At 47.8% G+C, this 13,818-nt stretch carries 11 protein-coding genes; 6 read left to right on the top strand and 5 right to left on the bottom strand.

The features are described from left to right. Positions 1-14: 14 nt before the first annotated feature. The 3 genes from LG272_RS03405 to LG272_RS03395 all read left to right on the top strand — a co-directional run bounded on the left by LG272_RS03405 (position 15) and on the right by LG272_RS03395 (position 4,168). Positions 15-1,667 carry a M48 family metallopeptidase gene (locus LG272_RS03405; protein WP_404409693.1) on the top strand — a complete coding sequence of 551 codons (1,653 nt, stop codon included), beginning with the start codon at positions 15-17 and terminating at the stop codon, positions 1,665-1,667. A 75-nt stretch (positions 1,668-1,742) separates the two neighbouring features. Then, positions 1,743-2,846 carry an NADH:flavin oxidoreductase gene (locus LG272_RS03400; RefSeq protein ID WP_126760106.1) on the top strand — a complete coding sequence of 368 codons (1,104 nt, stop codon included), beginning with the start codon at positions 1,743-1,745 and terminating at the stop codon, positions 2,844-2,846. Between the two features lie 5 nt (positions 2,847-2,851). Further along, entirely contained in the window at positions 2,852-4,168 is a 1,317-nt protein-coding gene (locus LG272_RS03395; protein WP_404409692.1) for a DASH family cryptochrome, read from the top strand. Here LG272_RS03395 and LG272_RS03390 read toward each other — a convergent pair. From LG272_RS03390 to LG272_RS03375, 4 genes are all read right to left on the bottom strand, one after another. Further along, on the bottom strand, positions 4,165-5,133 hold the full coding sequence (locus tag LG272_RS03390; RefSeq protein ID WP_404409691.1) for an alpha/beta hydrolase: 969 nt from the start codon (positions 5,131-5,133) through the stop codon (positions 4,165-4,167). The genes LG272_RS03395 and LG272_RS03390 overlap by 4 nt on opposite strands. 94 nt (positions 5,134-5,227) lie before the next feature. After that, on the bottom strand, positions 5,228-6,508 hold the full coding sequence (locus LG272_RS03385) for an O-acetylhomoserine aminocarboxypropyltransferase/cysteine synthase family protein (protein ID WP_126760103.1): 1,281 nt from the start codon (positions 6,506-6,508) through the stop codon (positions 5,228-5,230). 79 nt (positions 6,509-6,587) lie between these two features. Next, positions 6,588-7,631 carry a hypothetical protein gene (locus tag LG272_RS03380; protein WP_404409690.1) on the bottom strand — a complete coding sequence of 348 codons (1,044 nt, stop codon included), beginning with the start codon at positions 7,629-7,631 and terminating at the stop codon, positions 6,588-6,590. Next, positions 7,622-8,533, bottom strand: a complete 912-nt coding sequence (locus LG272_RS03375) for an alpha/beta fold hydrolase (protein ID WP_404409689.1) — start codon at positions 8,531-8,533, stop codon at positions 7,622-7,624. The genes LG272_RS03380 and LG272_RS03375 overlap by 10 nt, the downstream gene beginning before the upstream one ends. A gap of 177 nt (positions 8,534-8,710) precedes the next feature. Between LG272_RS03375 and LG272_RS03370 the strand changes: the two genes are divergently transcribed. The 3 genes from LG272_RS03370 to LG272_RS03360 are packed head-to-tail and all read left to right on the top strand — an operon-like array spanning position 8,711 to position 11,168. Next, positions 8,711-9,196 (top strand): YajQ family cyclic di-GMP-binding protein, encoded by a 486-nt coding sequence (locus LG272_RS03370; RefSeq protein ID WP_126760100.1) that lies wholly within the window; start codon positions 8,711-8,713, stop codon positions 9,194-9,196. 5 nt (positions 9,197-9,201) lie between these two features. After that, the gene (locus LG272_RS03365; RefSeq protein ID WP_404409688.1) at positions 9,202-9,882 is read left to right on the top strand and encodes a class I SAM-dependent methyltransferase; all 681 of its coding nucleotides are present in this window, start codon (positions 9,202-9,204) and stop codon (positions 9,880-9,882) included. Next, entirely contained in the window at positions 9,879-11,168 is a 1,290-nt protein-coding gene (locus LG272_RS03360; protein WP_404409687.1) for an anti-phage deoxyguanosine triphosphatase, read from the top strand. Before LG272_RS03365 ends, LG272_RS03360 begins: the two co-directional genes overlap by 4 nt. On the opposite strand, the gene LG272_RS03355 is transcribed toward LG272_RS03360, so the two are convergent. Beyond that, positions 11,154-13,796: an EAL domain-containing protein gene (locus LG272_RS03355; RefSeq protein WP_404409686.1), complete on the bottom strand. Its 2,643-nt coding sequence runs from the start codon at positions 13,794-13,796 to the stop codon at positions 11,154-11,156. The two genes, LG272_RS03360 and LG272_RS03355, sit on opposite strands and share 15 nt — an antisense overlap. Between the last annotated feature and the right edge of the window lie 22 nt (positions 13,797-13,818).

The raw sequence follows: 13,818 nt of genomic DNA, 5'->3' as shown, positions 1-13,818 counted from the left end.
TTTAGGTTCGCAGCATGGTTAATTTCTTCGAACACCAACAGCAGGCCAAGCGTAATACCGGCCTGCTTGTGGTGCTATTTTTAGTCGCTTTCACCCTAATTATCGGTTTAGTAGCGGTTGTTACTGCGGCTATTTTTGGTGGTATTGCGGTACAGCAAAACGGCGAATACCAATTTAGTTGGCAACCCATTGCTTGGGTTGTCGTCATTGTCGGCGGCGGCATTTTAATCGCTATGTTGGTGAAGTGGCTAAGCTTGAAGCCCGGCGGCCATGTGGTGGCAGAAAGCTTAGGTGGTGTGCGCATTGAACCGAACTCCACCGATCCGCTCGAACGTCGAATTCTCAACGTTGTAGAAGAAATGGCCATTGCAGCCAATATGCCAGTTCCAGCGGTATATTTGTTGCCTAACGAGGCCAATATCAATGCCTTTGCTGCTGGCTATGAAAGCAAAGATGCGGTGATTGGTTTAACTCGGGGGGCCGTCGAAACGTTTTCTCGCGAACAATTGCAAGCCGTTGTAGCACACGAATTTAGCCATATTTTAAATGGCGACATGCGCTTAAATATCCGCTTGATTGCAGCCCTTGCAGGCATTTTATTGATTGCACACGTCGGGCGTATTTTTCTGCAGTCTGCGCGATTTAGCTCGTCACGCCGACGCGGCAATGGCAACGCTCTACCGTTAGTTGGTTTAGCTTTGTTTATTATTGGCTACATTGGCGTGTTTTTTGGCAACATCATCAAAGCCGCAGTTAGTCGTCAGCGCGAATACCTTGCTGATGCTGCGGCGGTTCAATTTACTCGTAATCCAGAAGCTCTTTCCGGAGCACTTCAACAAATCGGCGCGCGCGAGTACGGCAGTAAAATAGCTCATACGAATGCTGATGAGACTGCACACTTGTTTTTCGGCCAAGCATTAAGCTCCTGGTTCACGCTCATGGCAACCCACCCACCGCTTGATCAACGCATCAAGCGTATTCAGCCGAGTTGGAATGGCCGTTATCCAAAGCCCAGCAAAGCAATGGTTCAGTCAACTGCAGAACAGCAGGCCAGTCAGCCGCAACCCTCGGCATTGAACCGCTTAGCGATGCTCGCGTTGCCAGCGCTTCTGTTAGAACGAGTGCGGTCACCAAAGCAAGCGCCACAATTTATTCGCGATATGATGGTTGGCCAATTACTGGGTGAGAATCATCCGCAGCTGAGTGAATTGAGTGCAGCGCAACAATTAGCGTTGGTTGAACTGGCTATTCCAGCACTGCGAGTTGCCGGTGATAGCGATCGCTTAGCATTACTAAAGGATCTCGAACAACTCGAGCAAAGCGATGATTTATTTCACTGGTGTTTGTATCAATTGCTTGCTCGTCAGCTGACTGAATCAAAACGCTTCAAAGAAAAAATAGATAACGCTGAAGCCTTTGCTGCAACTGTGGTTGCGCTCAAACGTGCAGAGCAGCAACAGTCGTTAAACTTAAAGCAACTCGAGCTAGCGTTGAACACGTGTAAGAGCTGGTCACCAAAGGCAAAACAACCTTTAGTGCAAAAATGGGTTGAAACAGTGACTTCTGACCAACATATCTCAGAAACTGAACGCAAATTAGTCGCGACCTTGTGCGCTTGCATTGAAGAGCCACTTCCCGATGAAATGCTGACGAATTCTGCATCATAGTTTTACATAATTAATGCGATCGATTTCGTCGGCATGTGCGTATTTCCCCGTACCTGACTGATTCAAGGAGTTATCATGTCGACGGATTTATCCCCTTTATTACAACCATTTTCGTGTAAGTCGTTAACCCTTCGTAATCGCGTTGCGATGGCACCAATGACTCGCAGCTTCTCGCCCGGTAATGTGCCAAATGATGCCGTCGTGAAGTATTACCAACGCCGTGCGGAAGGTGAAGTCGGCCTCATAATCACGGAAGGTGTCGAGATAAACCATCCCGGTGCCAGTGGCTTCCCGAATGTACCTAAAATCTACGGCGAAGCGATGACCGGCTGGAAACGCGTTGTGGAAGCGGTACACGCAGCTGGTGGTCAGATTATTCCGCAGTTGTGGCACGTTGGTGCGGTGCGCAAACCAGAAACTGATGATGCGGCGCCAGCCTATAGCCCATCAGGTTTGTTTGCACCAGGTAAGCCAAGCGGCGTAGCAATGACTAAAGACGATATCAACGAGGTGATTGCGGCATTCGCGGATTCGGCTAAACAAGCAAAAGAAGCTGGGTTTGATGGCGTAGAAATTCATGGCGCGCACGGCTACTTGATCGATCAATTTTTGTGGGAAGGAACAAATATTCGTGATGACGAGTATGGCGGTTCATTAGAAAACCGAGCTCGCTTCGCTTGTGAAATTGTTAAAGCCGTGCGTGAAGCCGTTGGCGAAGATTTTGCGATTGTGTTTCGTTTTTCACAATGGAAGCAGCAAGAGTACGATGCCAAACTCGCTGAAACCCCTGAGCAGCTGAAACAACTACTTGATTTGTTAGTGGACGCCGGTGTTGATATTTTTCACGCGTCAACGCGGCGCTTCTGGGAGCCTGAATTTGAGGGCTCTGAGTTAAACCTCGCTGGGTGGACACAAAAGTTAACCGGCAAACCCACTATTTCAGTTGGCAGCGTTGGTTTAACTGAAGATTTTATCAGCGGTACCTTTGCTTCCGATAAACCCGCAGTAGAAAAATCGGGCATTGATGAACTCGTGAAGCGCATGGCTAACCATGAGTTTGAACTGATCGCTGTCGGTCGCGCTCTGCTGCAAGATCCGCAGTGGTTGCAAAAAATGCGCGACGGTAAAGAAGATGAGGTGAAAGCGTTTAGCAAAGCTTCATTAAAAGAGTTGGTTTAATCAAAATGAAACATCGGGTGGGACTCATTTGGTTTGAAAGCGACCTGCGGGTTGCTGACCACCCTTTGCTTCATTTAGCTCAGCAAGAATGCCAGCAGCTCATTTGCCTGTATTGCGTCAATCCGAAATGGTTTAAACCGAATCGCTACGGATTGCGCAGTATTGGTGAGAAACGCTGGCAGTTTCTACAACAGACACTGGCTGATCTCGATCAGCAATTAGCAAACTTAGGTCAACATCTATTCGTTAGTTATGAAGCGCCACTTGCCGCAGTTGCCAAGCTCATTAGTCAATACGGTATCGATGTAATTTATCGTAGCCATCATAGCGGAACTTACGAGCGCCAGTATTATGACATTGTGCGCGAACGCTACCCTTTTTTAGACTACGTGCAGGCTGACGCAACGACCTTATTTGAACGTGCGCAACTGGCTGAGATGGTTACTGAACTACCAGAAAGTTTTTCAAAGTTTCGTAAACATATTGAAGGCTCTAATTTACGCGCCACAATACAAACGCCATTGGCACCACCGACGCAATTACCGCCGCCCCCAGCAACACTTGGCCGAACAACTTGGGTGAATCAAGCATCACAAACCGAGTTTGTCGGCGGTAGCCGTGCTGGCTTAAAGCATATTCATAACTATTTTGCTGGCAGTTTTGCCCAAACCTACAAGCAAACGAGAAATGCCCTGGATAATTGGAACGATTCCACCAAATTCTCAGCTTGGCTGGCTGTTGGCGCAGTTTCACCACGCCAAATACTTTTTCAGTTAACCACGCATGAAACTGAACAAGGAGCCAATGACAGCACCTACTGGATTTTTATCGAACTATTGTGGCGTGAATACTTTCATTGGTATGCCCACTACCACAATAAAAAACTTTTTGCGTTCGAAGGCATTCAGCAACGCCGCCCAACCACAAGTTTTTATCCGGCGCGCTTCCAAAAGTGGTGTCAAGGCAATACGCCTTACCCCATCGTCAATGCATGTATGAAACAGTTGAATGAAACGGGCTACATGTCGAATCGCGGTCGTCAGTTAGTTGCTAGCTGCTTTGTTCACGAGCTTGGACTTGATTGGCGATATGGCGCGGCCTATTTTGAGCAGCAACTGATTGATTACGATGTCGCCGCGAACTGGGGCAATTGGCAATACCTCGCAGGTGTCGGCGCAGATCCGCGTGGCCATCGTTGGTTTGATTTAGCCAAACAAACTTCGATGTATGATCCGCAAGGCGAGTTCATCCATCGCTGGCAAGGAAATACGTTCGATGCTCGGCTTGATCATATCGACGCCGCCGACTGGCCAATAAGCTAGCGGCGACGTTGCAGCCAAGGATACAAATGCTCGTGCATTTTCGGATCGATAATTGCCATTAAAAAATGATGACGTTCAGGAATTTCCTTTACATTCACATAGCGTGATTCGAGCGTTTTGAAATACTCAAACGGTGCAACGTTATCGACATTACTCGCTAAGATCAGCGTTGGTACTTTCACCGGCGGCAGCACCTGATGTAGATCAAGCGTTGCGGGGTCAATATCGCGCTTCATGAGCGTCTTTTGAACCCCTTCACGAATGGATTTCTCCGAAACAATTTTGCTGGTTTGCTCATGAGTAATTTTACTCACTTCGTACACTGCATCTTCAAATTGACGCATCGGCGCCAGCAACACGAGCCCGCTAATATCGTTGCGTTGGCGAGCCACGTGTACCGCAGCTAATGCTCCCATTGAAAAACCAGTAATAAATAGCGGATGCGGCCGTTCGCGAGCTGGTAATGAGTTAATCAGCGTGGTGATCATTGCCACATCATCAACCGCAAATCCCGGTTGTTCATGTGACGAGCCACCATGCCCCTTCAAGTCGGGAATAACCACATGAAAACCCAAAAAACGATAATATTCAGCTAAGAAAAACATCGTTTCTTTCGAACCACCGTAACCGTGCAGCATCACCATGGTACCGCGTCGCGCTTCTGGAATTTGCTGACGGTTTAAACTGAGCTTGTATTCTTGTGTTGTGTTTTCACCCACCGCAGTAAATTCGAAGTTGCGTTTATTAACGTCGATAATTGGTGGCGCATATAAGTATTGCGTGCAACCATCAAGATAAGGCATGCAAAACTGGCGCTGCTCGCCGCCCAGATCAGCAATCACTTCGGGCATATTTGCTGGAATCCCGAGTGGCTCGACACGACTCGAAAGCTTATGCTCTACGTAGGTAGCGCACCCTTGCAGAAGAGCGACAGCGAATAGTCCAAAACACAGCTTGCGATACATCGGGGATCCTCAACATGTTTATCTGACATTTGACATAATGGTCCCGATAATATCACTTCTTTACGCAACGCCAACAGTCTTTACGTTCGGTGAATTAGCCCAACGCCTGTTCAAGATCCGCGATAATGTCGTTAACGTGCTCAATTCCCACGCATAACCGAATGGCTTCGGGTTTCACACCCACTTTTTCTTGTTCGTCGACGGTAAGCTGTCGATGTGTTGTTGATGCAGGATGACACGCCAACGATTTTGCATCGCCAATATTGACGAGCCGCTTGAACAATTTGAGTTTGTCGTAAAAACGCACACCGGCTTCATAACCACCTGTTACACCGAAGGTTAACAATGATGCAGGTAACCCACCCTTAATAATTTTCTGCGCTAAACCATAGTTTGGATGCTGCGGTGATCCGGCGTAATTTACCCAAGCCACCCGCGGGTGTTGCTGCAGATAATCAACCACTTTCTTGGCATTTTCGCAGTGCCGTTCAATACGTAACTCAAGTGTTTCAAGCCCCTGTAAAATCAAGAAGGCATTGAACGGCGATAACGCAGCGCCGGTATTACGCAAAGCCACCGTGCGCGCTCTTGCGATAAACGCTGCCGCTTCAAATGCCTCGTTATACACCACGCCATGATAAGCCGGTTCAGGTTGTGAGAATTGTGCGAATTTCTCACTATGTTTTACCCAATCAAAATTGCCACCATCAATGATGATGCCGCCTATGGTGGTGCCATGACCGCCGATATACTTGGTTAATGAATGAACGACAATATGCGCGCCAAGGGCAATCGGCTGGCAAAGAATAGGTGTGGCAACAGTATTATCCACCACCAGTGGCACACCATGCTTATCGGCCACTGCCGCGAAACCCGGAATATCAGCGATATTCCCTGCTGGGTTGCCAATACTCTCGCAATAAAGCGCTTTGGTGTTGGCATCAACCAACTGCTCTAACGCCTCTGGACTATCGCTTTCTGCGAATCGCACTTCAATGCCCAATGCCGGTAGTTGGTGTGCAAATAATGTGTACGTACCACCATAAATTTGCGGCGTCGTGACAATGTTGTCGCCATGTTTAGCGAGAGTCAGTATGGTGTAATGAATTGCGGCCATTCCAGATGCTACAGCCAGCCCGGCAATACCCCCTTCGAGGGCTGCTACACGCTGTTCGAGCACATCATTGGTTGGATTCATAATGCGTGAATAAATATTGCCTGGTACCGCCAAATCAAATAAGTCAGCGCCATGTTGTGCGCTGTCAAATGCATACGCAGCGGTTTGATAAATCGGCACCGCTACCGATTTGGTCGTCGGGTCGGTTTCATAGCCATGATGAATAGCAAGCGTGGCGGGTTGGTAGTTCGCAGTCATATCGGCCTCAAATAAAATAGATGTTTATACGTTTAGACGTCCATAATAATTAAATGACGCCATCGTGCAAGTTATTTTTTTAAAGACGTTTGAGTAGTTCCAAAATATCGCTTTGAACACCCGCCGCAGTTACTTCGGGTCCAGCTCCTGGGCCTTGAATGATTAGCGGATTGTGCTGATATTGGCGACTTCGAATAATGAAATTCGCATTGCCTGGGGGCAGATGTGCATACGGTGAATCCACGTCGATAGGCTGTAATTGCGCAAATGCTCTTATGTTGCCAGAAGGTGCTTCCTCAACTTTGCCGATGTAGCAAAACTGCTTGGCGTCGGGATGGTATTTTAAGCGCCAGCAGTCAAACGCTTCATCAAACTGCTCAAGCTCCTGCCAAAACGTTTCTAGCGATACTTGCTGCAGGGCTGGCGGCACTAAATTATGTAATTCGACCTCCGACAACTGGAATGCCCAGCCTGCATCGCGCGCCAAAATCAATAACTTACGAGCGACATCCATACCACTGAAATCAATCCGCGGATCGGGTTCTGTGTAACCAAGCTCAGCCGCTTTACGAAGCCAGTCTGATAACTTATCTCCGGGTCGATATTGCTGAAAAATCCATGATAACGAACCGGAAAAATTTCCCTCCATGGCAGTGATTGCATCAAAGCAATCTAGTCGTTCCCGAATCGCTTTTTGAATAGGCAGGCCCGCACCAACGGTGGTGTTATACAACCAGTGGCGTTGACGGTTTTGAAGTCGTTCACGTAGCGTTTGATAATAATCAGGATTGCTTGAACCAGCATATTTGTTTGCGCTAATAATATGCGCGCCAGCATCAATCCAGGCCAAGTAATCACGGCTGACCTGTTTAGAAGCAGTAAGGTCAAGAACAACCGTAGCGACGCCTTGCTGAACGAGATTTTTGATTTCAGCAACGATAGCTCCCTGAACCACTTGTGGCTCGCGTTGGTTCTGCCAGCCCTCTGGTAATGGCCAGCGCCAAACGTGCTTTGAGTTTGCCGCAGCATGCACAAACACATTGGCGGGTAATCGCTCGGCGTAATCTTGTAACCATGTTTGGCCTATCGTTCCTAACCCAACAACCAGAATGCCTAACTGCATGGCAACTCCAAAAACTGTTTCAACACCGGAGCGTAATCCGCGGTGTTCTTGATAAAGCCATCATGGCCATAGGTCGACGAGAAAATATGACAGCCGCGGCCATCCGGTAATTGTTCGTGAAAGGCATGGAGCAAGCTTGGTGGCACCAGCTGATCGCTATCAAAGCCGATAACTAACGTTGGCTGCTCAATGTGATAAGGCTCAATCCGGTAGCTGTCGAGTGCGGGCCCAAACACTTCAAATAATTGCCGCGCCCGCGGGAGCGATCGTTGCACCGTTCGCAATCCGCGACTTTCAATATAATTCACGGCATCTTGGGGATCAGGGTAGTACTGGTCCATGCCATCGGCACTACGGTAACTCAACATCGCCAGCGCGCGTGCTAACTGAGTACCGCGTTCAGGTTGACCGGCGGCATCACCTAGGCGCACAAATTCGCGTTGTAGCGCTCGTAACATCACAGCTTGTGCGGTAGGTCGATGTGCGGCACCGATAACGGCGACACGTTCGAAATTAAGTAGTTTATCTTGCGCAAGCTCCAATGCGACGAGGCCACCATACGAACCACCGACAACCGCATGAAACTCGACCCAGCCTAGCTCTTGTAGTGCAGTACTGATATAAGCCGCCTGCTCAGCGATGGTTTGCGGTACCGACACGACTTCAGACTCACCGTTGCCACCCGCATAATCCACCGTGACAATAGTGAATTGATTCGGATCAATCGCTTCTGCTAAACCTTGCCACCAGCCATCATCAGCACCAGTGATTGCTTGCCTATCGCTAGAAATACCACCGAGCACCAATACCAGCGGCCCTGAACCCAGTTCATTGAGATACAACACACCACCGGGTACTGGGCATTGATGGGTTTCACTAAGAAGCGACGGAACGCTTGTCATAACAATAACCTTTTGGAATAAACGGTGTCGTTTAGATGCGCCTAATGTAGCGGCTTTCTTGGTAAATATCAATATGGACGTTTAGATGTCTAAATGTTTTTTTGTATAAGCGCAAGGTTATTGCGATAATCAGTGTCAGAACTTCTGATAAGACATAAATGATAAGGTGATTCACCCATGCCAAGTTTTGATATTGTTTCAGAAATCGACAAAGTTGAATTAAAGAACGCTGTCGACAATGCCACCCGCGAACTAACCACTCGATTTGATTTTCGCGGTGTTGAAGCAACCATTGAGCTGAATGACTTAACCGTTACCCTCACCTCAGAATCTGACTTCCAGGTGCGTCAGTTGCAGGATATTTTTAATAATCACTGTGCGAAACGAAATATTAGTCTTGCTGGAATTGAAATCCCTGACGAGCCAACGCACAGCGGCAAAACCTACAGTTTGGCATTAACGTTCAAACAAGGTATCGACCAGCCGCTCGCCAAAGAAATCACCAAAAAAATCAAAGAGAGTAAGCTGAAAGTTCAATCGTCCATTCAGGGCGATAAAGTTCGCGTAACCGGTAAAAAACGTGATGACTTACAGCAAACAATTGCCATGTTGCGTAGCTCAGATATCGAATTACCATTGCAGTTCGAGAACTTCCGCGACTAATTGACATGCCCGAATGCCCTTTGTGCGCCGATTCTGCAACCGCGTTGCTATATACCCAGCAACGCGGCCCGCTTGCACAACGCGAGTATTATTTATGCCCGACATGCGCATTAATTCATGTGCCTGCAACCTTTCAACTCGATTCAGAGAACGAAAAACGCATTTACGATTTACACCGCAATAACCCAAACGACGTGCACTATCGGCAGTTTCTGAAACGTTTGTTTGACCCCATGTGCGACCGTTTGCCAATTGGCACTTGTGGGCTCGATTTCGGCAGCGGTCCCGGCCCCACATTAAGCTTGATGTTTGATGAAGTAGGCCGACCTTGTACCACTTATGATATTTATTATGAGCACAAGCCTGAACGACTGAAAAGAACCTACGATTTCGTAACCTGTACTGAAGTTATTGAACATGTCGCAGCACCGCTTCACGTGTTTCAACAGCTATTAGATTGCTTACAACCTGGTGGCTATCTCGGCATCATGACCCAACGCTGGACCAGTGTCGATAGATTCGCCGGTTGGGGTTATCGAAATGATCCCACTCATATTGCTTTCTTCCATGAGAGCACTTTTCAGTATTTGGCAACAAAGTTTGCCCTTGAACTGACTATTTACCCCCGTGATGTGGTAATTTTTAGAAAATCACAGGTAGCAATTGGTAAGGAACGCATCGCATGACCTCGCATTGGCAGCAACGTCGCTCTGGCGGCCCATCAAATCGCCCGGGCGATTTACGTACACCATGGCAGCGCGACCGCGCGCGAGTGTTACACTCAGCAGCATTTCGACGGTTACAATCAAAAACCCAAATTATGAACGTGGGAGAGAACGATTTTTATCGAACGCGTCTCACGCATAGTCTTGAAGCGGCTCAAATTGGCGCCTCCTTAATTAATCAATTGCAGCAGGTTTGCAGTGCCGATGAAACGCAGCACTTGCCTGATTTGAATTTAATGGAAACGCTGTGTTTGGCTCACGATATTGGCCATCCGCCATTTGGTCACGGGGGCGAAACAGCGCTGCATTTTAAAATGCTCGGTTCCGGCGGTTTTGAAGGCAACGGACAAACCTTCCGAATTGTCGGTAAACTCGAGGCTTATCACCCTGAACATGGGATGGATTTGACTCGCCGCTCGTTGCTTGGGCTACTAAAATATCCGGTATTGATGCCACCACTTAGCGCCCCTGAAAATCTTTCTCATCCAGGTAGCCTAGCGCAGTGGAAACCAGCAAAGGCACTATTTGCCTGTGATGCTGATTTACTCGATTGGGTATTGGAGCCGTTATCTAAGCGCGACAGAGAACTGTTTCAAGCTGTGGATAAACTTCCTGCCGCACCGTGGCAAAAATCCAAACATAAGGCTCTCGACGCCTCGCTAATGGAACTTGCCGATGATATTGCCTACGGAGTGCACGATCTTGAAGACGCTGTAGTGACTGGCACTTTAAGCGAGAGTCAATGGCATGCACACGTCGATACCGTGATTGATCAGTTGCCGGGTGACTTAGCGACGCTCATGCAAGAGTTGGGCGAACAGCTGTTTGCGCGTGAACATCATCAACGTAAGAATGCCATTGGTGCTTTGGTGAATATTTTTGTTACGACGGTTCGCTTAGAAGAAGTGTTAACCGATGCTCAAGAGCCATTGATTCGTTATAACGCGACGCTGCCACAACCTGAAGCTTACTTACTCAAGAGTTTAAAAGATGTTGTGTTTGAGCATGTCATCAACGAACCGTCGATTCAGCAACTGCGCTATCGTAGCCAAAATATGCTGCTCGATTTGTTTACGGCGCTACACACTGAGCCTTTGCGATTGTTGCCGCGCAACACGCGCGAACGTTGGCAAAAAGCGCAACAGGATCAAGGCCAGCAAGCCGCTGATCGTGTCCTGTGTGATTATGTTGCAGGCATGACTGACGACTATGCTGAGCGTATGTACCGTAACCTATTCGTCGTTTAACCACGCTAACAGTTCGGCTAATGGCAATGGCTTACAGAACAAGTAGCCTTGCATGAAATCGCAGGCATATCGCGTGAGATAATCACGCTCTGCCTCGGTTTCCACACCTTCACCAACCACTTCAATGCCCAACTCAGCGGCCATAGTGAGCACCCCGCGAGTAATAGCGGCGTTACGCGGGTTGCTGTCTATATCTTGCACAAAACAACGGTCAATTTTGAGCTTCTGTGCTGGAATCACATTCAAATAACTCAAACTTGCGAAGCCCGTACCAAAATCATCCAACGCAATTTCTAGCCCAAGTTCACGCAATTCTTCCATCATTTTTAACGCGCCGCTTGAGTCGCGTAACAATACATTCTCAGTGATCTCGGCGACCAATTGGTTTGGCTTGATTTGAAATTTTTTCAATAAATGAGCGACCGATTCAATAAAGTCATCGCGATAAAATTGCATCGGTGAGAAATTCACACTCACCTGGCCAACACCGGCCTCTCGCAATACCTCTAAATCTTCGCATGCTTGTTCTAATACCCAAGTACCAATCGCCACTATTTGTCCCGTGCGCTCAGCTAATGGAATGAAATCCGCTGGAGAGATATATCCACGCTCAGGATGATTCCAACGCACTAACGCTTCGGCACCAACAATACTGCCAGTGCGCGACATAATGGGTTGATAAAATACTTCAAACTGATTCTTTTGAATGGCATCTTGCAACTGTGCGCGAAGCGTAATTTGTTGCTGGGTATCGAGATCTAAATCTGGCGAGAACCACTGGTAGGTACCACTGCCACGACGTTTTGCTTCATACATAGCCACGTCGGCTTGTTGAATCAGCTCATTTGGGTTTTTTACGGCAATTTCGCTGCTGGCGATACCAATGGCGGCAGATAAACTGACTTCCGCATCGTCGTATACAAACGGCGCATCAAATTGGCTCAGAATTTGACGCGCCAATGGGATCACATCTTCATCACGAGTGACACTTTGAATAACCGCGACAAACTCATCACCACCAAATCGAGCGAGTAAATCTTGCTTAGGCATAACGCTACTTAGGCGTTGAGCTGTCTGCACTAAGATATGATCACCACACTCATGCCCAAGGCTATCGTTCACCGGCTTGAAGCCATCTAAATCGATAAATAGCACATAAACACGGGCCTCATTATTACTTACCGAACGTTGAAGAAATCGCTCCAAAGCAGTTCGATTCGGTAATCCTGTCAGCACATCGTGTTCTGCGTTGTAAGCCAACTCCGCTTCGCGCTCAACTCGCTCAGAGATATCATTTTGTAAGCCAACAAAGTGGCTCACTTCGCCATTCACATCGCGCACAGGTGAAATAATCAACTCATTCCAAAATGGCTTCCCGTTTTTACGGTAGTTGCGAATAGTACAACGAATTTCGCGTTGCTCGCGCAACGCACTAGATATTTCTCTGACAGTATTCGGGTCTGTATCGAGTCCTTGCAGAAATCGACAATTGCGGCCAATGACCTCATCAGCTTCATAGCCACTAATAGCGGTAAACGCTGGGTTAATATAGATAATCGGAAAGCCTGGTCGGCGAGCATCGCTTATCACCACACCATTGGTACTTGCTTCGACACTGCGGTTCAGAATCTGCAGGCGCTCCTCATACTCACTCTGTTGAGTAATGTCTTTACCAATGCCATGCACGCCTGCAATTTTACCGTCAACAATCATCGGCATATTGGTAATCTCGAGTTTCTTCAACGCGCCTTTGCTATTAAATATTCTTAACTGATAATACTGCGGCTCACCGCGTTTGGCGGCTTCAAAATGCTCTCGTGTTAACGCTTTGTCTTCTTCAACTATACCGATATCGTATGGCTGACCAATAAGCTCCTGAGCACTTAACTCGACTAGCTTTTCACAGGCCTTGTTGACACTGGTGAAGTGACCGTTCAAATCAAGGGTAAACACCGCCTCCGGATTATGCTCGAATAGCGATGCGGTTTGCTGTTCACTGCGCAAACGTTCAATACGGTCTTGGTGTTGTGCAATAACTAATGAAATGAGATCGCGACTACGCTCAATCAATCGCTCTTCGTTAAGTTTGGGGGTACACGCTTGCGTTGAGTACAGCGCAAAAGTACCAAGTAAACGTCGATCGGTTGGAGAAAAGACTGGATATGACCAAGCTGCGCGAAGATTGAATTGTTCAACAAGGGCTAGAAATGCCTCAAATCGAGAATCATTGAGCATATCTTCCACAATCACCGGCTGCTTAATTGCGGCCGCGGTACCACAAGCTCCCACGCCATCGGCAATGGGTAAATCTTGCAACGCCTTTGTAAATTCAGGTGGTAGCGACTTGACGGCAACAGCATCGAGTGCCAGACCTTTTGCATTGACCATCATCACCGATGCAAAACAGTCGGGAATTTGTAATTCCACGAGCTCACAAATATCAGATAGTTTTTTGCTTAAGGGGTGCTCTTGCGCCAACGAACTCAGGGTATCGTATTCAGCGTCAATAAACGCTTGTAGATGTTTTGTTTGCTTCCGCGCGCGTAACCAAAACATCAATGCCAACAGCAATGCGATGAGGAGCACCGATGCCAACCCAATAATAATTCCGCCTGAATAATGCTCCACTCACTTTATTCCTTAACGTTGT

The organism is Pseudidiomarina marina (genome assembly GCF_044807045.1).
Classification (GTDB): domain Bacteria; phylum Pseudomonadota; class Gammaproteobacteria; order Enterobacterales; family Alteromonadaceae; genus Pseudidiomarina; species Pseudidiomarina marina.
This window is presented reverse-complemented; position numbering and strand designations above follow the sequence as displayed.